This window comes from Pseudoalteromonas sp. 20-92, assembly GCF_030847595.1.
Classification (GTDB): domain Bacteria; phylum Pseudomonadota; class Gammaproteobacteria; order Enterobacterales; family Alteromonadaceae; genus Pseudoalteromonas; species Pseudoalteromonas fuliginea.
Genome location: NZ_JANJGQ010000010.1, coordinates 14,069 through 34,368 on the forward strand (window position 1 = coordinate 14,069; position 20,300 = coordinate 34,368).

Consider the following 20,300-nt stretch of genomic DNA (forward strand, 5'->3'; position numbering starts at 1 on the left):
TATAAAGTATATGAGTGAAATAATTGAAATTCGTGATGCGCGACCAAGTGATTCAAAAACGATTTTACATTTTATAAACGAGTTAGCCATTTATGAAAAAGAACCAGACGCAGTAAAAACAAATGAACAAGCCATATTAGATACATTATTTAGTGAAGGGGCGACAGCACATAGTATTATTTGTTTGGATGGCGATGAGCCAATAGGCTTTGCTGTTTATTTTTATAACTACTCTACATGGTTAGGTAAGAATGGCTTATATCTCGAGGATTTATACGTAAGTCCAGATAGCCGTGGGAAAGGCGCAGGAAAAGTAATTATGAAACACCTAGCTAACAAAGCGATTAGCAATAACTGTGGTCGGTTTGAATGGGTGGTTTTAGACTGGAATAAACCGGCCATTGATTTTTACGACAGCATGGGTGCTAAAGCGCAAAATGAATGGATTATTTACCGATTAGCAGGAGATGAATTAATTAATTTTGCAAAATAGATAATGAAAATCATTTGCATTTGCGTTTTATGGTGTGTAAGTTAATAGCATATTAAATAAACGCATAGATGATTTTATGATCTTAGGTCAAAAACAGCAGCAACCTGATTTACTTTATCTTGAGCAAGCATTGAGCCCTTGGCAGTCAAACATCATGCAAGGCAATTATGCCTTTGAGCAAGGTGCACTACTTGAAGCGCGTGACAAGTACTTATTAGCTAAAACACTCGCTGACCATCTATTACAACAATTCTTATGTGCGCAAATTAATACTAATGTCATTTATGCTATTGAACATTGTATTCCTGCACTTGTTGTTGCCTCCCATAATTTAGCTGATACCTATATTGCAATGCAGCAACCTGAAAATGCATGTAAATGGTTATGTGAAGTTCACTTATCATTATCTCCACTTATTAAGCACACTCATTACGATGTACAAAAGGTAAGTAAGCATCATTATCTTAAAACATCAGCTGAGCTTGTGTCATTTGCACGTCGTTACCCCTCTTTACCCGAACTTATTGAGCAAGTAAATTTTTGCTTATGCTCAGAGAGTACTACAAACAATCAACTGCACTAATTTAAAAGAAAAAGGAGTATTTATGGCTTTTACTTTGCCTGCACTTAACTATGAGTACGATGCGCTTGAGCCTCATATTGATGGTAAAACAATGCATATTCATCATACTTTACATCATCAAACCTATATCAATAAAGCTAATGCTGCTTTAGCGAATACACCGTTTGCTGATTTAGATGCCGAAAAGTTATTGAGAGAGATTAATGGCTTACCAAATGATTTAAAAAAAGCAGTGCAGGAGCATGTTGGTGGGCATTTAAATCATAGCTTATTCTGGTCAGTCATGAGTCCCCACGGAGGAGGAGAGCCAAGTGATATTATGGCACAAGCAATTAATGAGCAGCTTGGTGGTTTTAATCAATTTAAGGAAAAGTTTACTGCAGCGGCTGTGAGTCAATTTGGCAGTGGTTGGGCATGGCTATGTGTAGCACCTGATGGGTCATTAGTTATACAAAGCAGTACTAATCAAGATAGTCCCTTAATGGAAGGTAATACACCTATATTAGGCCTTGATGTGTGGGAGCATGCGTATTATTTAAAATATCAAAATAGACGCCCTGAATATATTGCTGCTTTTTATAATGTGGTTAATTGGGTTGAAGTACAAAATCGCTATTTAGCTGCTATTGGTTAAGTGCCGAATATGGCTAGTAATACAGTTTATTTTCTATAAGCTAGGCTCTATTAAATTAGTTTGTAGAGCCGTTTATGAAATTTTTACATTGGCAAAAAGCACGTCAAAGTCGAGACCCTCGTTTTGATGGTCTTTTTTATGTGGCGGTTAAAAGCACTGGAATATATTGCCGACCAATTTGTCCGGCACCAACGGCTCATGAAAAGAATGTGGCTTATTATCAGTTTGCGCACAATGCAGCGCAAGATGGTTTTAGGCCATGTATTCGATGTAGACCTGATAGTGCACCTGGCAGTGCAGCGTGGCAGGGGACAAAAACTACCGCGTTGAGAGCAAAACAATTAATAGATCAAAATGATGAACATGACTGCGAAAAATTAGCAGGTCGTCTAGGTATTAGTAGTCGCTATTTAAGACGTTTATTTAAACAATATTTTGGTGTGTCTATTACACAATACAGGTTATTCAATCAATGCCATTTTGCTAAAAAACTGATTCAAGAAACAAACCTACCAATGACAGAAATAGCTTTTTCCGCTGGCTTTAAAAGCATTAGGCGCTTTAATGATGCATTTTTACAGCAGTTAAATATAGCCCCCTCGAAGCTGCGCAGTGGCGATAAAAAACCAACGTCAACACTCACATTAACTTTACCATTTAGGCCGCCTTATAATTGGCCTGCTTTGCAGTGTTTTTTACAAAGGCGTTTGATAAAACCAATGGAGTGGATAACGCAAACGAGTTACGGGCGTACTTTTGCAAGTGAGGAATATAAAGGAAGCTTTACCGCTGAATTTATAGCGAGTAAAAACCACTTTAGGGTGTCTATTGACATAGATAATACGCGTCATCTGCAACCAGTAATAAATAATATACGTCGTGTACTTGATTTGGATGCCGATATTAATTTAATTGAAACGCATTTAAGTGCTAATACAAACAATGCATTTACAGTGTGCGAGGGGCTCAGGCTTCCAGGAATTTGGTCAAGCTTTGAAGCCGGTATAAGGGCGGTACTTGGGCAACAAGTAAGTGTTACTGCGGCGCATAATTTAGTAACAAAGTTAGTTGATGAATTAGGCGAAAAAGACGACGATGCCGTTTATTTTCCTACGGCTAAAATTGTTGCTAATAGTGATTTTGCATTTTTTAAAATGCCACAAGCACGTAAAAATGCGCTGCATAACTTAGCGCAATTTTGTGCACTAAATCCTCAAAATGATGATTTAGATGAATGGCTTAATTTAAAGGGAATTGGTCCTTGGACGGTAAATTATGCAAAGCTGCGAGGGCAAAGCCAGCCCGATATATTACTTGATGGCGACTTAGGTGTTAAAAAAGCTCAAGCGGCGGCAAACCCTTTCGTACCTGCTAATTGCGCTCCTTTTCGCTCTTATTTAACGTTTCAACTTTGGCAGCAATTATAATGATCATTCAAACATCAATTTCGAGCCCTATAGACGACATAATTATTCAAGCAACCGATAAAGGTGTGAGTTATGTTGGGTTTTATCCACCAGTTGAGCACCCTCATACGCCATTTGAGCAAGTTACTAACAAAGCGGTGCTTATTTGCGCTGCGCAATTGAATGAGTACTTTGCAAAAAAACGCACTACTTTTGAGGTACCACTTGATACAAACGGGACAGTATTTCAACAAAGTGTATGGCAGGCGTTATTAACAGTTCCTTTTGGGGAGTCGCAAACATATGGCCATATTGCTAACCAACTCAACAACCCCAAAGCAGTGAGAGCGGTAGGCGCTGCGAATGGTAAAAACCCGATTAGTATTATTGTTCCGTGTCATCGGATCATTGGTGCTAACGCAAAGTTAACGGGTTATGCGGGAGGCTTGGATAGAAAACGGTGGTTATTAAAACATGAAGGGCTAATGTAAATTGGTATTAATTTAATATTAAGGTAGCATAAGCGCACTTTTTATAAAATGGCACAGCAATGGCTCAATTATACTTTTACTACTCTGCAATGAATGCAGGTAAATCAACCACGTTATTACAATCGGCATTTAACTATAAAGAGCGTGGTATGGAACCTGTGATCCTCACCGCAGCCATTGATGATAGGCAAGGTGTGGGTAAAGTATCATCTCGTATTGGCTTACAAGCAGATGCGCATGTTTTTGATGCTAGTAAAGATGTTTTTGATCTTATTCAATCACTCAATAATGATAAAAAACGCCATTGTGTATTGGTTGATGAATGCCAATTTTTATCAAAAGAACAAGTAATGCAATTAACCGATGTAGTTGATGAATTAGGTATACCGGTATTGTGTTATGGTTTGCGTAACGACTTTAGAGGCGAGCTATTTATAGGCTCGCAATATTTGCTAGCGTGGGCTGATAAGTTAATTGAGCTTAAAACTGTATGCCACTGCGGACGTAAAGCAAACCATGTACTGCGTACCGATGAAAATGGTGAAGCAATAGCCGATGGTAACCAAGTAGAAATTGGCGGCAATGACCGATATGTCTCGGTATGCCGCAAACATTATAAAGCCGCGTTAAATATGGGCCGACAAAGCATTTAAAAATATATCAATACCTTCGCGGGTTATATCTAAATGCGTTACTAGCCTAAGCTGCTTGCTTGGGCTAAATAATATACCTTGTTGTTTAAGGGCTTTAGCAACCTCTTCAATGCTTATATTACCAGCGTAAGTTGCGTAAACCATATTAGTGGTGTTAGTCATATCGACAGTAAAGCCACTTATTTCACTTAGCTTTTGAGCCAAATAACGTGCATTTTCATGATCGTCTTTTAAGCGCTCTACATTGTGCTCAAGTGCAAACTGCCCAGCGGCTGCAAGCATTCCGGCTTGGCGCATACCGCCACCAAGTACTTTTCTCCATCGTCTTGCTTTATTAATAAGTGCTGGTGAGCCTAATAATAAAGAGCCTACGGGGCCCCCCAAACCTTTTGATAAACAAATAGAAACTGAATCAAAGTGTTGTGTAATGTCTGTTATATCAATATTTAGCTCAACAGAGGCATTAAACGCACGTGCGCCATCTAAGTGCAGTGCTAAATTATGCATATCAACAAAGTCGCGAGCTTGGGCTAAGTACTCAAGCGGGAGTACTTTTCCGCCAATGGTATTTTCTAAGCTGAGTAATCGTGTTTTTGCAAAATGGCAATCGTCTGGTTTTATAGCCGCCGCTATTTTATTAAAAGGGATACTGCCATCAGCATCGTTTTCGATAGGTTGTGGTTGAATGGAGCCTAAAACAGCTGCGCCACCACCTTCAAACTTATAATTGTGAGCATTTTGGCCACATATGTATTCGTCACCACGCTCACAATGCGCCATTAACGCAAGTAAGTTCGCTTGTGTACCTGAGCTACAATAAAGTGCGGCTTCGAAGTTAAAACGCTTACACGCATAGATTTCTAGCTGGTTAACGCTTTCATCATCACCATATACATCGTCACCAACCGGTGCGTTGTACATAATATCGCGCATTGTTTTTGTTGGTTTTGTAACCGTATCAGAGCGAAAATCTATCATGGTTTGCTTTTCCTTTTATAGCTTAATCAAGCTCGCTACATATTTGTTCACGAGTTTCTTTATCAAAATAGCTCCATGCAATAAAGCGGCTAATTTTTTGACCCTGTGCCATATCAACTATTTTATACTGTGCTATTGGGTGAGCTTTTAACACTTCTTCAAGCGCTGCAATATTGTCTTTTTTAGAGACTAACGAAGTAAACCACAGTACTTGTTCTGCAAAGTCTTCGCTTTCTTTAATCATATTAGAGATAAACTGTACTTCACCGCCTTCGCACCATAATTCATTATTATGACCACCAAAGTTAAGCGTGCTACTGGGGGTTTTTCCTAAGTTTTTCCATTTACGTTCACTGCCTTTACTTGCCTCTTCTTCACTTGCATGAAACGGCGGGTTACAGAGTGTTAAGTGGTATAGATCTTTTTGATTAATAACGCCTTTAAAAATATGTGATGCGTTTTTTTGTTGTTTTAGGGTTATTTTTAAACCATTAAACTGCGCAATTTGCTTTGCTATTTTTACTGAGGCTGCATCAATATCAGTCCCTGTAAAATGCCACTTATATTCACTTGTACCCGTAAGTGGATAAACCAAGTTAGCGCCAGTGCCAATATCAAGCACTTTAATTTGTCTACCTAGAGGTGTTTGTTGTTGATTATCATCACTTAATAGGTCGGCCAAGTAGTGAATATAGTCAACACGCCCAGGTATAGGCGGGCATAAGTTATGCTCGGGTATATCCCAAAAATCAATATTATAATGCGCTTTTAAAAGAGCCTGATTAAGTGTTTTAACAGCCTTGTTATCACTAAAATCAATGCTTTTAGTACCTGCAGGTGTGGTTATAACAAATGGCAATAGAGCAGGGTGCTCTGTTGTTAATAAATCGAAGTCGTACCCATTTTTATGTAGGTTGCGAGGGTGTAATTTTGAACGTGTTTTATTTTCTTTCATGGCTTCATTTTAACAACAGATATAATGACGTAAGTGTAACAAATGCTGATGGGTAAAGTGCAGACATTTCCTTTGGTATATTTAATATTGCTGGTAGGATGAGTTGAAAATAATAAAAAGGAATAACTGTGGCAATTTCTCAGCAATCAATAATTATCAATTTAGCTGATCAACAAACACTTCATTTACGCCGTATCAGTGATGAAAATCAGCAAGGGCCTGTCGTATTTTTTATGCATGGAGCTGTAGAAAATGGTAAAATTTTTTACACGCACTCCAATAAAGGACTTGCCCCTTTTTTGGCTGAGCATGGGTATAGATGTTATGTGGCTGATTTACGTGGCCGAGGTGATAGTAAACCGGCTATTTCAAGTGACGCTAAATACGGGCAAACCGAGGCCATTTTAGAAGATATCCCAGCCTTTATTAAGCAAATAGAGTTGATTGAAGGTAAAAAGCCTGACTACTGGGTTGCTCACTCTTGGGGCGGGGTATTGATGAACAGTGTATTTGCACGCTTTCCAGAATATATTAATGATGTAAAAGCGTGTGTGTATTTTGGCTCTAAGCGTTCTTTATTTAATAATCATCCTCAAAAATTATTACAAGCCAATTTAATTTGGTATTTTATGGCACCTTTACTTGCTAAAAAGCATGGCTATTTAAATGCTAAAGGTTATAAGTGGGGAAGCGATAATGAAACTCAAAAGTCGCATTATCAAAGTATGCAATGGGCTAAAAAGAAGCCATGGATAGATTCTGATGATAATTTTGATTATGCAAAAGCGCTAAACAGCCTGCATTTACCGCCAACACTTCATATTGCTGCGGTAAAAGATAAAGCATTAGCGCAGCCAATCGATATTCAAAAATTTATGGACGAATCGGGGCCAGGCATTCAACAAATGCGAATTTACGGTCGTAAACACGGGCATAATTTTGATTACGACCATATTAATATGCTTACCCATCCGAGTGCCCGCGATGATCAATTTAAAGATTTACTTAATTGGTTTGAAGTACATTCTGTTAACTAGTTCTCATCAAGCAATTTAAGCAAAGGCGCTCTATAGCGTTCCCATTTTGTAAGTGCTGAATTATTAACAGGCTTTCGAATGGCATGCTTACTAAGCGTAGTAACAGCTGATGTACGCTTATGAAATGCTAAACAACCATCTTCATATTGACAACCTAAAAAGTTAAGCAATGCAGTTAGCTGACCTTTTGGGTTGTTTATTAATGCTTCGTAATTGACATCATAAATTGGCATCTCTTTAAAGGAATGCCAATGGCTCATCAGTTTTTCATACAACTTATGATAAAGCTTAAACTCAGGTAGTGAGCAAAAATAAGGCTCGTTTTCAGCAAAGTAATTAGTGAAGATAGAAAATGCGGTGGCATTAAAGTCACGACTTAAGTTTATAAATTTGGCATTTGGAAAAAGGACATAAATAAGTCCAAGAGATAGATAGTTACTTGGTAGTTTATTTATTATAAAAGGGCTGATGGGCGATGCTGTTTTTAATGTTGTGATATACATTTCGCGGGCTTTTTTGATTAAATCCGGCGTTAAATGTGCTAAACATTGCGGGTAAGTAACTCCCGTTTTTTGTTCGATAAAAGCAACTGCGTCATTACTAATACTTGTACTCTCTCCTAGGCTCGAAAACTGACTATGGCTTGCCAACATTTGCTCCACAAGGGTAGAGCCACTTCGAGGCATGCCAATAATAAAGACAGGCGTAATATTAGTTGTAAAACTTTTATCACGTTTTTGCATAAAGGCATTGGTATTGTGTTTAATTATTTCACTGTAAAAAGGTTCAAGCTCTTGAGTATTAAAGTTACTTAATTTTCGTTGTAGTTTATTTGCTAGTACAAAGTAAGTAAATGCTTGTTCAATGTCTTCAAGTTTATCGTAACTTTTAGCGAGTGCGTAATAACACACCATTTTGAGTCGTAAATTATCTGTTTGCATTAATAAATGATGCAGATTACTTATGTAGTTGTGTTCTTTGTCAAAGCGGCCTAATTGAACTAACTCAAATAAAATATAAGCAGTTACGGGGTAAATCCCCATACTCAATGCGTGTGCAAATGTGGTATGCGCTTTATTTAAATTGCCATGTGTTAAATAGTGCTGAGCTAAGTAGTAATGAGGTTCAGGGTTATTATTTGCTAGACTTTTTGCATATTCAAGCACAGTAAGTGCATCTTTTGGTGAGTTGACACCATTAAACGCATCGGCTAGTGCATGCAGTGGCTCAAGCATATGAGGCATTCGCTCACACGCTTTTTGGAGTAAGTACACAGCAGCATCAAATCGCTCTAACCGCAATGCGATTTTGCCTAAACCAAATAAAGCTTCACCATTTTCAGGGTTGCTTTTTAATAGTGTCTTATAGTGAAACTCAGCTTCTTTGAGCATGTTTTTTTGTAGTAACTGATTAGCTTTTTTGAGTAGCATAGTTATACCAATTTTATTAAAAAAATAATCATTCTATCGCATTAAATAGCGTACTCACTGCGTTAAAAATTATTCATATAGAGCAACTATATATCATAGTTTTCGCCTTGTTATTACGCTATTTTCTGAGCGCTATAATAGAACACTTATTCAATGCAATTGGTATTGCTCAGTATTATTTTTTATTTACTATAAAATAAAAAAGGCGAAATGTCTTAACATTTCGCCTCCAATTCTTTATGTAAAAGTATTAGAACGTGTATGTTGCTTTAGCGTAGTAAAAGCCACCATTAATACCGAACGGAGATGTTTCGTAATACTTACCACCCCAGTTGTTATTTGGCGCGCCAGCTGCTTCAGCAAAATCAAGTTTTTCAGCATCCTGATCAAATAAGTTTTGAGCACCAACCGAGAAGCTAATTGACTCATTCATGAAGTAAGTAATTTCAGCGTCAATAGTTACAGCTGCGTCAGCAGTTTTTGCTGTTGCATCGTAATCTACGTGAACGCCTTGGTATTCGCCGTAGTAATTTGCACGAGCAAATGCAGAGATAGATTCCCACTGTTGAGACAATGTGAAAGTAGCACGGTGATTAGGTAAGTCTTCTTCTAAACGCTTAACTTTAAATGCACCGGTAATATCACTAAATTGAGTTACTTCAGTATCATTCCAGTTGTAAGCAAGGCTAAATGTAGAGCTACCACCCATTAATTCAGCTGTATAGTTTGCAACTAAATCGATACCTTGTGTTGTTGTATCAAAGTCATTCGTGAAAAAGCTTACTTGTGCAAGACTCTGTACATTAGGCACGCCCGCTGCTTCAAGTGTATCTTTATCTGCTTGGCTTAAGTTTATTTTATCTGATTGGCTAATACGATCTTCTACTTGGATATTGTAGTAATCTAGTGTTAAAAATACATCACCAATAGTGTATACAGCGCCAAACGTGTAGCTTTGAGATTCTTCTGGCTCAAGCTCTGTACCACCTAATTGTACCGCGATAGGGTTGGTTGGTGGAAGTAGTGCTGAATCTTGTAATACACCATTGTCTAAGCTTGTTTGTACGTTACTTACATTAGCTTGACCAACCGTTGGTGCACGAAAGCCTGTACTAATAGAGCCACGCACGTTTAAATCTTCCGTTACATGGTACTGCGCCATAACTTTATAGTTTGTTGTTGTGCCAAAGCTGTCGTAATCTTCAAAACGTAAAGCTAAGCCCATTAAAAAATCTTCAGTAAATGGGGCTTCAATATCAACAAATGCAGCGTAGTTACGGCGAGTGTATTCACCCGCGTCAGATGGTTTAAAACCAGGGAAACCATTAGAACCTATACCAAAACCTTGCTCAGTAAACTCACCTGCAGTAAATGACGCTACATCACCAGATGTTACTGTAAATGTTTCTTCATGCCACTCTAAACCACCGGCAATATTTACATCGTATGCTAAATCAAAATCAAATCCTTTAGAAATATCTAAATTGAAGTTTTTCTCTAGTTGCGAGTATTTACCTGGACTAAAGTCGCGTGGTGAGTCTAAGCCTAATGACGCATTAACTGTATCGTAAATAAAGTAGCGAGATTCATTAAAGCCAACCGTACCACTAATGTCATAAAATGCATCTTTTAAGAAGCCACCAGTGAACATGCCTTTAGTACCAATTGTTAAAGAAGTATCGGTAATGTTACCACCAAAGTTAGGTGTGAAACCGCCAGGCAGTGTTTCATTAAATGCAAAACAGTTAGCAGAAGTTAGTGAATCTATTGCAGATTGATCTGGTGCACCGTTAGCTTGAATTTCTACTACTGGACAATCTAATTGAGCGTCATAACCGTCTAAAGATCCAACTAAAACAGTAGGTGTAGCAGCATCCCAAGCAGTTTGTCCATCAGGGTTGTCATCACCAGGGCGGCGCATATTTACACCATTAACATCGCGAATGTTACCACCATATACACCTGGGCGAGATGTAGGGTTACGATAATAGAAGCCACCTCGTACATCTCGCTCAGAGTAGTTACCAAACATGTAAAATTCAGAATCGTTTGTTAGCTCTAATCCAACATTACCAAAAATTGAAATATCATCATCGACTTCTGGTGCGCCCCAAACTTGAGCTAAAGGCGATACGTCTTGAACACCGGCTGCTGCAAGTCCAGCAGCATCAGGACGCTGTACAGAGCGACTAGTTGCATCAGATGTTTTGTATTGAAAGCTTAAGTTAGCAAAACCGTTGTCGGTAAACGGTAAACCAATGTTACCCGATACTTGAGTTGTATCGCCATCTCCTTCGTAGTATTGGCCGTGACGAACTTCTAATTTACCGCCTTCTGACGCGTCTTTAAGTTGGAAGTTCATTACACCTGCAATTGCATCAGAACCATACTGAGCTGCAGCGCCATCACGAAGTACTTCTACTTGCTTGATTGCAATACTAGGGATAACTGAGATATCAGCACCTTGTGCACCATCATTAATACCACCACCTAAAAATGCGATTACAGAAGCACGGTGACGACGTTTGCCGTTTAAAAGAACCAATGTGCTGTCTGATGGTAAGCCACGTAAGTTTGCTGGGCGAACAAGTGATGCTGCATCACTAATAGGGTTTTGGTGAACATTGAAAGATGGCACTGCACCTTTTAAAAGCTCAAGCATGTCAGTATTACCTGACTTTTCAAGCTCTTCACCACCAATAATATCGATAGGAACCGGTGAATCACCAATTGAACGTGGAGCTGAACGCGTACCTACTACAGCAATTTTTTCAACATTTTTATTAACTTTAGCTTTTGCTTGTTCTTCATCTGCAGCTATAGCAGAGCTTGAGATGAATAAACCAGCGGTAGTGGTCGCTAGCGCAAACTTAATTGCCTGATTTAGTACGTTGTTTTTTAATTTCATTCTAATTTTCCCCAGTTAGAATAATTTTCGTTTAGTAAGACTTTGTAAGTATTACTTATTTTATATTTTTGGACTGGAATACAGTGGATGTTAGGAGGAAGTTTAATTACTTGACCCCTTAGAGTTTTAGCTCACATCTAGTGAAGTCCTAATTACAGACTATACATAAAAAACAACGAGAGCAATTATTAATTAACTATTAAATAACAAAAGTTTAAATTAACTAAAAGCAGCTAGAGTGGTGCGTTATAAGAAGTAAAATGGACTAATTAAGTGCAATATGGTGTTTTTAAGGGGAGTTAATGCATTTTTTAGGTTGTTAAACTGACGGCTTTGTTAATTAATTGTATCTATTCGGGGTTGTGTTAGCTGCCATTTTTTAAGCTTTTCTTTGTATGTATCCCATACACACGGGCAGCAAGAGCCTCCGCCACAACATTCATCAGATTTTGGTTTTTCAGGTTTTAAAATATTTTTAGTATTTTCTTTGAACATGGAAATAAATTAATTCGGCACTAGTTTGGTGCAAATAATAGTAGATGAGGCGAATCAAGTAAATTATTCTTTGTGAACATGGATGCCTGTGTGAAAATGCATGTTATGCGATTATATAAAGTTATTCACCGTGCACCTTGGCGGGTAGTTAAAATTAGTAAAAAACGCCAACAGCTGCGTTTTCGCCGTGCTATGGTGGCGCTTAAAATCGCACTCGCCCAAGAAAAACAAGAAACAAAAGAAATGCTTTCTATTTATAGGCGCTATACGCAAGGACAAACAAATCAAGCTGAGTTAAAGCGTGCCAACGAACAATTTGTCGATATTTTAAAGGGCCTTGGCTTGGGTGTATTTGCTGTATTACCATTTGCGCCTATCACTATTCCCTTAGTGGTTAAATTAGGAAGTTTAGTTGGGGTAGATGTACTACCTAGCTCCTTTAACATGAACAAATCAATTAAAGAGCTCGACGCAGAAATTAATCAAGAAAATCAAAAAGAAACTCAAAAAAAACAGACTAAAAAGTAATCTTACAAACCGTTAAATTAGCGATACCTTTTAAGTGTACTTATTGATATGCTCTTAAGTACCATTTTTATATTATACGAGCTATTTAATGAGTGCATTACTACGTCATACATCTTCTGGTATTCCTTTATCTTTTATTTTAAAAAACGAATTATCTGACTGGCACGCACAGCAGCCTGCATTTATACAAAATTGGTTAACTAATACAGGTTTTGAAAAGCAAGGTGTTGCTTTAATTCCTGATGCTAAAACGGGCGAGTTAAGCCAGGTATTTTGTTTAATGCAAAGCAGCGATGATTTTTGGGCTGCGGGTAATTTAGCAAATACACTTCCTACAGGTACTTATCAAATTCAAGGCGACAGCGCTTTTGTAGAGCAGGTTGCTTTAGGGTTTGTACTTGGTGGTTACGAATTTAGTGAATATAAAGAAAAACCAACAGCAAAAGCGCAATTAGCCATTAGCGATAAAGCGTTATATGAACGCATTAGCCAACAAGCTGATGCCATTACACTTGCACGTGATTTAGTTAATACTCCAGCGGTTGATATGATGCCGCAACATTTATCGCAAGTTATGGAAGATTTAGCTGCAACTTACAATGGCGAATTTTCACAGTGGATTGGCGATGAGTTACTAGAGCAAAACTACCCGACTATTCATATGGTGGGTCGTGCAAGCGAAAATAAACCGCGTTTACTTGATTTAAAATGGGGCGCGACAGATGCTCCATTAATTACACTAGTCGGTAAGGGCGTATGTTTTGACTCAGGCGGACTTGATTTAAAACCAAGCTCTGGCATGCGTAACATGAAAAAAGACATGGGCGGCGCCGCGCATGTAATTGCACTAGCGCAGCTTATTATGGCAGCTAACTTACCAATTAGATTACGTGTACTTGTACCCGCTGTTGAAAATGCGGTATCGCGAAATGCATTTCGCCCAGGCGATGTTGTTAAAACACGCAAAGGCATTATGGTCGAAATTGATAATACCGACGCTGAAGGCCGTTTAGTATTATGTGATGCATTAAGCGAAGCACAAAACGATAATCCTGAGCTAATTATTGATTTTGCTACCCTCACGGGTGCATGTCGTGTTGCGTTAGGCACGGAGCTTCCTGGCTTTTTCTCAACAGAGCGCGATGTAGCTAACGGTATTATTGATGCAGGAATGGACGTAAGCGATCCGGTTTGGCAATTGCCTTTATTTGATCAGTACAAAAGCTTCTTAAAGAGCGATGTAGCTGATATGGCAAACTGTGCAAGTACACCGTTTGGTGGTGCTATTACTGCAGCGCTTTACTTAAAAGAATTTGTTGAACCAACAACACCGTGGGTACACTTTGATGTAATGGCGTGGAACTTACGTGTATTACCAGGTCGTCCAACGGGTGGTGAAGCGTTAGGTATTCGTGCTGTATTTAACTACTTACAAAATCGTTTTAATAAGTAAGTTTTTGATTCAATAGTAAGAACTTGAGCTTTATGAGTTTTAAACCTCATAAACCTCATAAACCTCATAAACCTCATAAAGCTCAAGTGGCAAGTTATCTGGATCGGCAAAAAAGGTAAACTTTTTGCCGGTTATTTCATCCACTCTAATATCCTCAACGTTTACATCGCACGACTCTAAATACGTTTTTGCAATCTGTACATCCGCTACCTTAAAAGCTAAATGTCTTAAGCCTTGTGCCTCGGGATAGCTTGGTCTTGCGGGCGAACCATCAAACGAAAATAGCTCTATTTGGCTACCATCGGGCATGGCTAAATCTAATTTATATGAATTACGATCAGCTCTAAAGTGCTCATTAATAACGTTAAGTTTAAGTACATTGCTATAAAAGTGTTTAGAACGTGTATAGTCACTGCAAATAATCGCAGCGTGATGAATACCTAAAAGTTTCAAATTTAATTCCTTAAAAAGCAAAAACGCACTTAAATAAGTGCGTTTTAAATGTGGCTTATTATATGCTGCGTTAGCTTTTCTCGGCTTCTTTACATGCTTTAACTGCCGGTGCTACAAGCTCTAAACCTGTTTTATCACACGGCGGTAAAGCAGCATCGCTTACACTAATAGGCGTTACACGTTCGCCCCATTTTATGTAACTTGCAGCCCACGTAAGGCCTGCACCAAATGCTGCAGACATAATGTTTGAATGCGGTTTAATTAACCCTTGCTCAACCGCTTCACATAACGCAATAGCAATAGTCGCAGCAGAGGTATTACCATACTCACCAATGTTAACCATTACTTTTTCGTCAGGTACTTTTAAGCGATGCTGAATAGCCTGAATAATACGTAAGTTAGCTTGGTGTGGAACGAGTACATTAATGTCGTCAAGGCTTAAGTTGGCCTGTTGCAGTACGTCGTCGCAAGCTTCACTCATACCTTTTACAGCACGTTTAAAAATTTCACGACCTTCAAATAATAAATCTGATGGGCCAATTGGCTCATACTTATTTAAATCGCTACCAAAGTTGGTGATGTGTAAAATATCGCGGTCTTCGCTGTCACAACCGGTTTTGGTACCAAGTAGACCAGCTGGTGTATCTGCCGCTTCAAGTACTACTGCACCTGCGCCATCGCCAAATAAAACAGCGCTGTCGCGACGTGCCCAGTTTACGTACCAGGTCATACGCTCAGCGGCAATGACGACTGCTTTTTTAATCATACCCGCTTGAATTTGTGCTGTTGCAGCTTGCAACGCATATAAAAAGCCCGAGCATGCCGCGTTTGTATCCATTGCGGCAGCGCCTGTTGCACCAATATTTTTTTGCACTTGTGAGGCGGTATTTGCCACAACGGTAGAAGGTGTACAGGTTGCTAATATCACTAAATCAATATCTTTAGGATCAACGCCTGCGCACGCAATAGCATGCTTAGCAGCAACAGTTGCCAGCTCGGCGGTACTTACATGACTCACTCGGCGAGATTTAATGCCTGTACGCGTGGTTATCCACTCGTCGGTGGTATCAACTATTTCACTAATTTCATCGTTGCTAATGCTTGCTGGTGGAATGCATTTACCCCAACCAGTGATATGTGCGTAAGGCATAGTATGTTCTCTTAAGGTGGTCTGACATGTGTTACTAATGGGGGAGTTATACCAAAAAACGGCTTTCAAGACTAGTTTATAAGGTGTTTTGGCTGGTAATTGCTGATAATTAAAAGAGAATTACATATAAATTGATTTAAAGATGAACAAATGCAAATTACACTATTAGTGTTTAGGTTGTAATTTGTTGACAGGCAGGCAGTATAAGCGATTATGGTAATTAACTAATAGCAATCGTTGGCATAGGTAAGTAAGTTTATAAACAATAGGGAAGGTTATGAGCAGCAAAATAAAAGTGTCGTTGTTTAATCATTTGATTGACGCTGAGCGCCAGTTACTTGACCCAGAAGTTCGCCAATCTGAGTGCGCATTAGATGCTTTACTCGATGATGAATTTATCGAAATTGCTGCCAACGGCACTACATTTAATAAATACCAAGTACTTACCCGCTTACCTACCGAGGTTGTTCCACAGTTTTATAATCAGCATTTTAAGGGCCGAATGCTAAGCGATGACGTAGTGCAACTTAGTTATCAAGCGGCTTATAGGCGCTCTGCTCGCAGTGAATTTAATTATTCATTGCGTATGTCGCTTTGGCGCCAAACTAGTGGGCAATGGCAAATGGTGTTTCACCAAGGAACGCCTTGTGCACCGTTTTCAATTTCGATGGATGATGATTAAAAATCACATAACCGTTAAAATAACCTTATTAAACATTTGATTGGGCAATTACCTCTTGTTAATGCGTACCGACCCCACCATTAGTCGACTATTAATGCTGCGAAGCGGCGCTATTGCCGTGCAATTAATTGCGGTGCTTAGCGTTTATTTTTTACTAGAACATCAAATTGCATTACTGCCTTTGCTGATTGTTATTGCCGTTGAGGCTGTGTTTCAGCTTATTAGCCTGTTTGCCTATCGTAATGTAAGCCGTGCTAAACCTTTGGGTATGTTGATGCAGTTAACTGCAGACGTATTATTTTTAACGGTTTTGCTATCGCTAAGCGGCGGTGCAACTAATGCATTTGTTTCGTTATTATTGCTCCCAATAATGATCGCTGCTGTTACGCTGCGAGAAAAAGGATTAGCTTATATTGCGGTATTAGCCATTGCCGCATACAGTTTGCTACTTATAAAGATGCCCGATCACAGTATGCATCAAATGAATATGAGTGGTCACTTTATTGGTATGTGGGTCAATTTTGTTTTAAGTGCCAGCGTAATCGCACTTGTTATTGGCGCAATGAGCAGGGCACTTAAAGAGCGAGAGCGAATTATTGCAAACGTGCGTGAAAAACAATTGCGTAATGAACAGCTTGTTACCCTTGATGGGGCCGCTGCACAAATAACCCATCAACTAGCGACCCCAATTGCAAACTTACAGTTACTGTTTGAAGAGTTATTAGAAGATCAACCAAACAATCCTATTGTTAAGCACATGCAAGCACCGCTTACTCAGTGCAGTACACAACTTAACGACTTTAGAAAACTCTCAGAGCAATTACGTCTTAAAAATTCGCAAGAGCATACCACCGTAAAGCAACTGCAAACACAAATTACAGACACACTTTTACTGCAATACCCTGATCAGCACATTAACTGGATTACGCCACCTATTGCAGCAACATTGATAAGTGATGCGATGTTATTGCCTGCTATTTTAAATTTATTGCAAAACGCCGCGCTCGCTAATCAAAAACAAGGTCAAACTCAATTAGAGCTGAGTTGGCAGCAAGATAACTTACATAGTGAATGCGTTTACTTGTTAATTCGCGATTTTGGCCCTGGCTTTTCATCATCGCAATTAGCAGAACTGGGCGGGCAACTTATGCCAAGCGATCAAGGAATGGGGCTTGCTGTGCTTTTATCAAATGTTACTTTTGAGCGTTTAAATGGCTCGCTTACCTTGTTTAACCATGCAGATGGCGGCGCTGTCGCCAAAGTTAAACTCGCTATTGTAAACACTGAGAATAACGCCTCATGAAGTTACTTATAATTGAAGACGACATTAATTTAGCCTGCACACTGGCAAGGCGCTTAACTAAACAAGGCTTTACCTGCGAGGTGGCGCATAATCAAAGTGATGCGTTACTTACCGCGCGTAAACTATTGCCCGACTTTGTTTTATTAGACATGAAACTAGGCGATGACAATGGCTTGGCGTTAATAAAGCCGCTGCGTAGTTTGCTCCCCCAAACTCATATTGTTTTACTAACCGGGTTTGCAAGTATAGCAACCGCAGTAGAGGCAATGCGTTTAGGCGCAAACGACTACCTTACCAAGCCGGTTGATATGGCAACATTATTAAAAGCGCTTAACACCGAGCCTGTGGCATCGGCATCGAATGTTATTGATGATGCGGTTATGTCGCCAGAGCGCTTAGAGTGGGAGCATATTCAACAAGTACTGCACAGTAATAATGGCAATGTGTCGGTAACCGCAAGGCAACTTAATATGCATAGACGTACTTTGCAGCGCAAGTTACAAAAAAAGCCGGTGCAGCAGTAATTTAGTACTTACTTTAAGGAAAGTGTTATGAGCGATGATGCAGTGACAATAATGCAAAATCAAAAAATTATATTATTTGATGCGCAATGTAAGCTTTGCAGCGCGTGGTGTAACTTTATTATTGCTCACGATAAAAATACTATTTTTAAATTATGCAGCGTGCAATCTCCAAAAGGGGAACTGTTGTTAACACACTTTGGTTTTTCAACAATTGAATATGCCTCAATGGTTTACCTAGAAAACGGTAAAGCATTTACACAAAGTCATGCTTTTTTTAACGTTGTTAAGCAGCTAGGTTACCCATACAAACTAGCAAACGTATTTAGTATTTTGCCAAATAGGTTTAATAATTGGTTATACGATAGGGTTGCTTTAAATAGATATACGTTATTTGGTAAATATCAGTATTGCAGAATTCCCAACCCAGATGATGCCAAACATTATTTATAAATTAGGCGTTAATACACTGCAGTATAAGTAGATGCCAGGTTTATGGGGTTGTGTTAAAATCGCCGCGTTTAATTTTAGCTAACGGTATAAAAGGCTTTTTTCATGGCAAACACAGCACATGCACTTCACATTTTGGTAAAGCACAAAGAAATTGCAGAAGATATTATTAAGCAATTAGGTAAAGGTGCAAAGTTTCAAACCTTAGCTAAAAAGTATTCGTCATGCCCATCGGGCAAAAAAGGCGGTGATTTAGGTGAATTTGGTCGTGGGCAAATGGTCCCACAGTTTGACAAAATTGCGTTTAAAGGCGCAATTTTAGAGCCTCATCTAGTTAAAACAAAATTTGGCTGGCATGTAATTAAAGTACTTTATCGCACGTAATAAAATGATTTTTTGGTATTTGCGCGTTGTGATTGCTTGTATATGGGAAATGACCACATCGCTGTAAATTTAACCTTTGATGATAAACACGCGCTAACCTAAAATTTTGGGTTGTTTACTATTATAAAGTATTAAAAAAACCGCATTTTATATCTACGCGGTTTTTAACTAATTAAATTATTGATTACTTAACTGGTAATTCGATATCTGCAAATAATTTATCTACATCATCTTGGTTACGCAATAAACTTGCTCGTTCAACACGTTCTTTTGTTAGGTGTGGTGCAAAACGCTCAATGAAGTCATACATATAAGTGCGTAAAAAACTGCCTTTTCTAAATCCAATTTTAGTGGTACTTGCCTCAAATAAATGGCTCGCATCAATACAGACTAAATCGGTATCACTTATTTGATCTATTGCCATTGAAGCGACTACACCGACCCCTAACCCTAGACGAACATAGGTTTTAATTACATCAGCATCGGTTGCTGTAAATACAATATGGGGTTCAAGACCATGTGCACTAAATGCTTTATCTAGTTCTGAGCGACCCGTAAAGCCAAATACGTAAGTAATGAGCGGATATTGCGCTATGTCGGCAACAGTTAAATTATTTACTTTTTTCGCAAGAGGATGGTCTTTTGCAACAACAATACTGCGATTCCAGTGATAGCACGGCAACATAACCAAATCTGAATAAAGATGAAGTGCCTCAGTCGCAATTGCAAAATCTGCGTCGCCACGAGCAGCTGCGTCTGATATTTGTTGTGGTGTACCTTGGTGCATATGGAGTGAAACCGCAGGATATTTCTTCATAAATCCTTGAATAACACTCGGAAGAGCGTAGCGGGCTTGCGTGTGAGTTGTTGCAATATTAAGCTTACCTTGATCTGGTAATGTATGCTCATTTGCAACCGCTTTTATGCCTTCTACTTTGGAAAGTATTTCTCGGGAAATATTAATTATTTCTTCGCCAGCGCCCGTAACATGGGTTAAATGTTTACCACTGCGGCCAAAAATTTGTACACCCAACTCATCTTCTAACATACGTACTTGTTTAGAAATACCAGGTTGAGAGGTAAATAAACTTTCAGCAGTTGCTGAAACATTTAATTTATGATTTTGTACTTCTACGATATATCTGAGTTGTTGTAATTTCATAGCTGCATATTTTAACGTTGTTATTCATATAATTTATAAAGGTAATACGTGTTAAACCCAAGCGTTTTTTAATTTTAAAATTCACCTTGAGTTTTAGGCATACACATTTATCTGTTTGGGATCTAAGGCTAGCACAATAAATATGCTTCAG

Annotated in this window: 22 protein-coding genes; 14 read left to right on the forward strand and 8 right to left on the reverse strand. The window is 38.8% G+C overall.

Annotation, left to right across the window (positions count from 1 at the left end; all coding sequences use genetic code 11):
- Window positions 1–10 precede the first annotated feature (10 nt).
- The 6 genes from NRL14_RS10665 to NRL14_RS10690 all read left to right on the forward strand — a co-directional run bounded on the left by NRL14_RS10665 (window position 11) and on the right by NRL14_RS10690 (window position 4,260).
- Complete coding sequence (locus NRL14_RS10665; protein WP_007375593.1) at window positions 11–493, forward strand: GNAT family N-acetyltransferase; 483 nt, start codon at window positions 11–13, stop codon at window positions 491–493.
- A gap of 76 nt (window positions 494–569) precedes the next feature.
- A complete protein-coding gene (locus NRL14_RS10670) occupies window positions 570–1,076 on the forward strand; it encodes a hypothetical protein (RefSeq protein ID WP_149605043.1) in 507 nt (168 codons plus the stop codon).
- 22 nt (window positions 1,077–1,098) lie between these two features.
- Window positions 1,099–1,710, forward strand: coding sequence for a superoxide dismutase (locus NRL14_RS10675; protein WP_149605042.1), 612 nt, complete (start codon window positions 1,099–1,101; stop codon window positions 1,708–1,710).
- A 74-nt stretch (window positions 1,711–1,784) separates the two neighbouring features.
- Window positions 1,785–3,137, forward strand: coding sequence for a DNA-3-methyladenine glycosylase 2 family protein (locus NRL14_RS10680; protein ID WP_008133826.1), 1,353 nt, complete (start codon window positions 1,785–1,787; stop codon window positions 3,135–3,137).
- Entirely contained in the window at window positions 3,137–3,607 is a 471-nt protein-coding gene (locus tag NRL14_RS10685) for a methylated-DNA--[protein]-cysteine S-methyltransferase (protein ID WP_306724633.1), read from the forward strand. The genes NRL14_RS10680 and NRL14_RS10685 overlap by 1 nt, the downstream gene beginning before the upstream one ends.
- Window positions 3,608–3,666: 59 nt before the next feature.
- Window positions 3,667–4,260, forward strand: coding sequence for a thymidine kinase (locus tag NRL14_RS10690; RefSeq protein WP_002958996.1), 594 nt, complete (start codon window positions 3,667–3,669; stop codon window positions 4,258–4,260).
- On the opposite strand, the gene ltaE is transcribed toward NRL14_RS10690, so the two are convergent.
- Window positions 4,234–5,238, reverse strand: a complete 1,005-nt coding sequence (gene ltaE / locus NRL14_RS10695) for a low-specificity L-threonine aldolase (protein WP_149605040.1) — start codon at window positions 5,236–5,238, stop codon at window positions 4,234–4,236. The two genes, NRL14_RS10690 and ltaE, sit on opposite strands and share 27 nt — an antisense overlap.
- A 22-nt stretch (window positions 5,239–5,260) precedes the next feature.
- Entirely contained in the window at window positions 5,261–6,193 is a 933-nt protein-coding gene (gene rlmF, locus NRL14_RS10700) for a 23S rRNA (adenine(1618)-N(6))-methyltransferase RlmF (protein WP_306724634.1), read from the reverse strand.
- Window positions 6,194–6,321: 128 nt separating this feature from the next.
- Here rlmF and NRL14_RS10705 point away from each other — a divergent pair, with 128 nt between their 5' ends.
- A complete protein-coding gene (locus tag NRL14_RS10705) occupies window positions 6,322–7,230 on the forward strand; it encodes an alpha/beta fold hydrolase (RefSeq protein ID WP_149605039.1) in 909 nt (302 codons plus the stop codon).
- On the opposite strand, the gene NRL14_RS10710 is transcribed toward NRL14_RS10705, so the two are convergent.
- From NRL14_RS10710 to NRL14_RS10720, 3 genes are all read right to left on the reverse strand, one after another.
- Complete coding sequence (locus NRL14_RS10710; protein ID WP_306724635.1) at window positions 7,227–8,660, reverse strand: tetratricopeptide repeat-containing sulfotransferase family protein; 1,434 nt, start codon at window positions 8,658–8,660, stop codon at window positions 7,227–7,229. The genes NRL14_RS10705 and NRL14_RS10710 overlap by 4 nt on opposite strands.
- A gap of 250 nt (window positions 8,661–8,910) precedes the next feature.
- Entirely contained in the window at window positions 8,911–11,568 is a 2,658-nt protein-coding gene (locus NRL14_RS10715; RefSeq protein WP_149615153.1) for a TonB-dependent siderophore receptor, read from the reverse strand.
- 336 nt (window positions 11,569–11,904) lie between these two features.
- Window positions 11,905–12,063 carry an oxidoreductase-like domain-containing protein gene (locus NRL14_RS10720; RefSeq protein WP_306724636.1) on the reverse strand — a complete coding sequence of 53 codons (159 nt, stop codon included), beginning with the start codon at window positions 12,061–12,063 and terminating at the stop codon, window positions 11,905–11,907.
- Between the two features lie 105 nt (window positions 12,064–12,168).
- On the opposite strand from NRL14_RS10720, the gene NRL14_RS10725 reads away from it, so the two are divergent.
- Both NRL14_RS10725 and NRL14_RS10730 read left to right on the forward strand, forming a co-directional pair.
- Entirely contained in the window at window positions 12,169–12,591 is a 423-nt protein-coding gene (locus tag NRL14_RS10725; RefSeq protein ID WP_033023082.1) for a hypothetical protein, read from the forward strand.
- Between the two features lie 88 nt (window positions 12,592–12,679).
- Window positions 12,680–14,044, forward strand: a complete 1,365-nt coding sequence (locus tag NRL14_RS10730; protein WP_306724637.1) for a M17 family metallopeptidase — start codon at window positions 12,680–12,682, stop codon at window positions 14,042–14,044.
- A gap of 39 nt (window positions 14,045–14,083) precedes the next feature.
- Here the strand turns inward: NRL14_RS10730 and NRL14_RS10735 are convergent, their stop codons facing one another.
- Both NRL14_RS10735 and NRL14_RS10740 read right to left on the reverse strand, forming a co-directional pair.
- Complete coding sequence (locus tag NRL14_RS10735) at window positions 14,084–14,497, reverse strand: VOC family protein (protein ID WP_306724638.1); 414 nt, start codon at window positions 14,495–14,497, stop codon at window positions 14,084–14,086.
- Between the two features lie 70 nt (window positions 14,498–14,567).
- The gene (locus NRL14_RS10740) at window positions 14,568–15,647 is read right to left on the reverse strand and encodes a ketoacyl-ACP synthase III (protein ID WP_306724639.1); all 1,080 of its coding nucleotides are present in this window, start codon (window positions 15,645–15,647) and stop codon (window positions 14,568–14,570) included.
- Window positions 15,648–15,924: 277 nt separating this feature from the next.
- Here NRL14_RS10740 and NRL14_RS10745 point away from each other — a divergent pair, with 277 nt between their 5' ends.
- From NRL14_RS10745 to NRL14_RS10765, 5 genes are all read left to right on the forward strand, one after another.
- Complete coding sequence (locus NRL14_RS10745) at window positions 15,925–16,329, forward strand: DUF4440 domain-containing protein (RefSeq protein WP_306724640.1); 405 nt, start codon at window positions 15,925–15,927, stop codon at window positions 16,327–16,329.
- Window positions 16,330–16,390: 61 nt separating this feature from the next.
- Window positions 16,391–17,632 carry a HAMP domain-containing sensor histidine kinase gene (locus tag NRL14_RS10750; protein ID WP_306724680.1) on the forward strand — a complete coding sequence of 414 codons (1,242 nt, stop codon included), beginning with the start codon at window positions 16,391–16,393 and terminating at the stop codon, window positions 17,630–17,632.
- Complete coding sequence (locus NRL14_RS10755) at window positions 17,629–18,156, forward strand: response regulator transcription factor (RefSeq protein ID WP_306724641.1); 528 nt, start codon at window positions 17,629–17,631, stop codon at window positions 18,154–18,156. Before NRL14_RS10750 ends, NRL14_RS10755 begins: the two co-directional genes overlap by 4 nt.
- Before the next feature lie 27 nt (window positions 18,157–18,183).
- Window positions 18,184–18,606: a thiol-disulfide oxidoreductase DCC family protein gene (locus NRL14_RS10760; protein WP_306724643.1), complete on the forward strand. Its 423-nt coding sequence runs from the start codon at window positions 18,184–18,186 to the stop codon at window positions 18,604–18,606.
- Between the two features lie 102 nt (window positions 18,607–18,708).
- Window positions 18,709–18,987: a peptidylprolyl isomerase gene (locus NRL14_RS10765; RefSeq protein WP_008171402.1), complete on the forward strand. Its 279-nt coding sequence runs from the start codon at window positions 18,709–18,711 to the stop codon at window positions 18,985–18,987.
- A gap of 184 nt (window positions 18,988–19,171) precedes the next feature.
- Here the strand turns inward: NRL14_RS10765 and cysB are convergent, their stop codons facing one another.
- A complete protein-coding gene (cysB, locus tag NRL14_RS10770) occupies window positions 19,172–20,149 on the reverse strand; it encodes an HTH-type transcriptional regulator CysB (protein WP_007375573.1) in 978 nt (325 codons plus the stop codon).
- Window positions 20,150–20,300 lie beyond the last annotated feature (151 nt).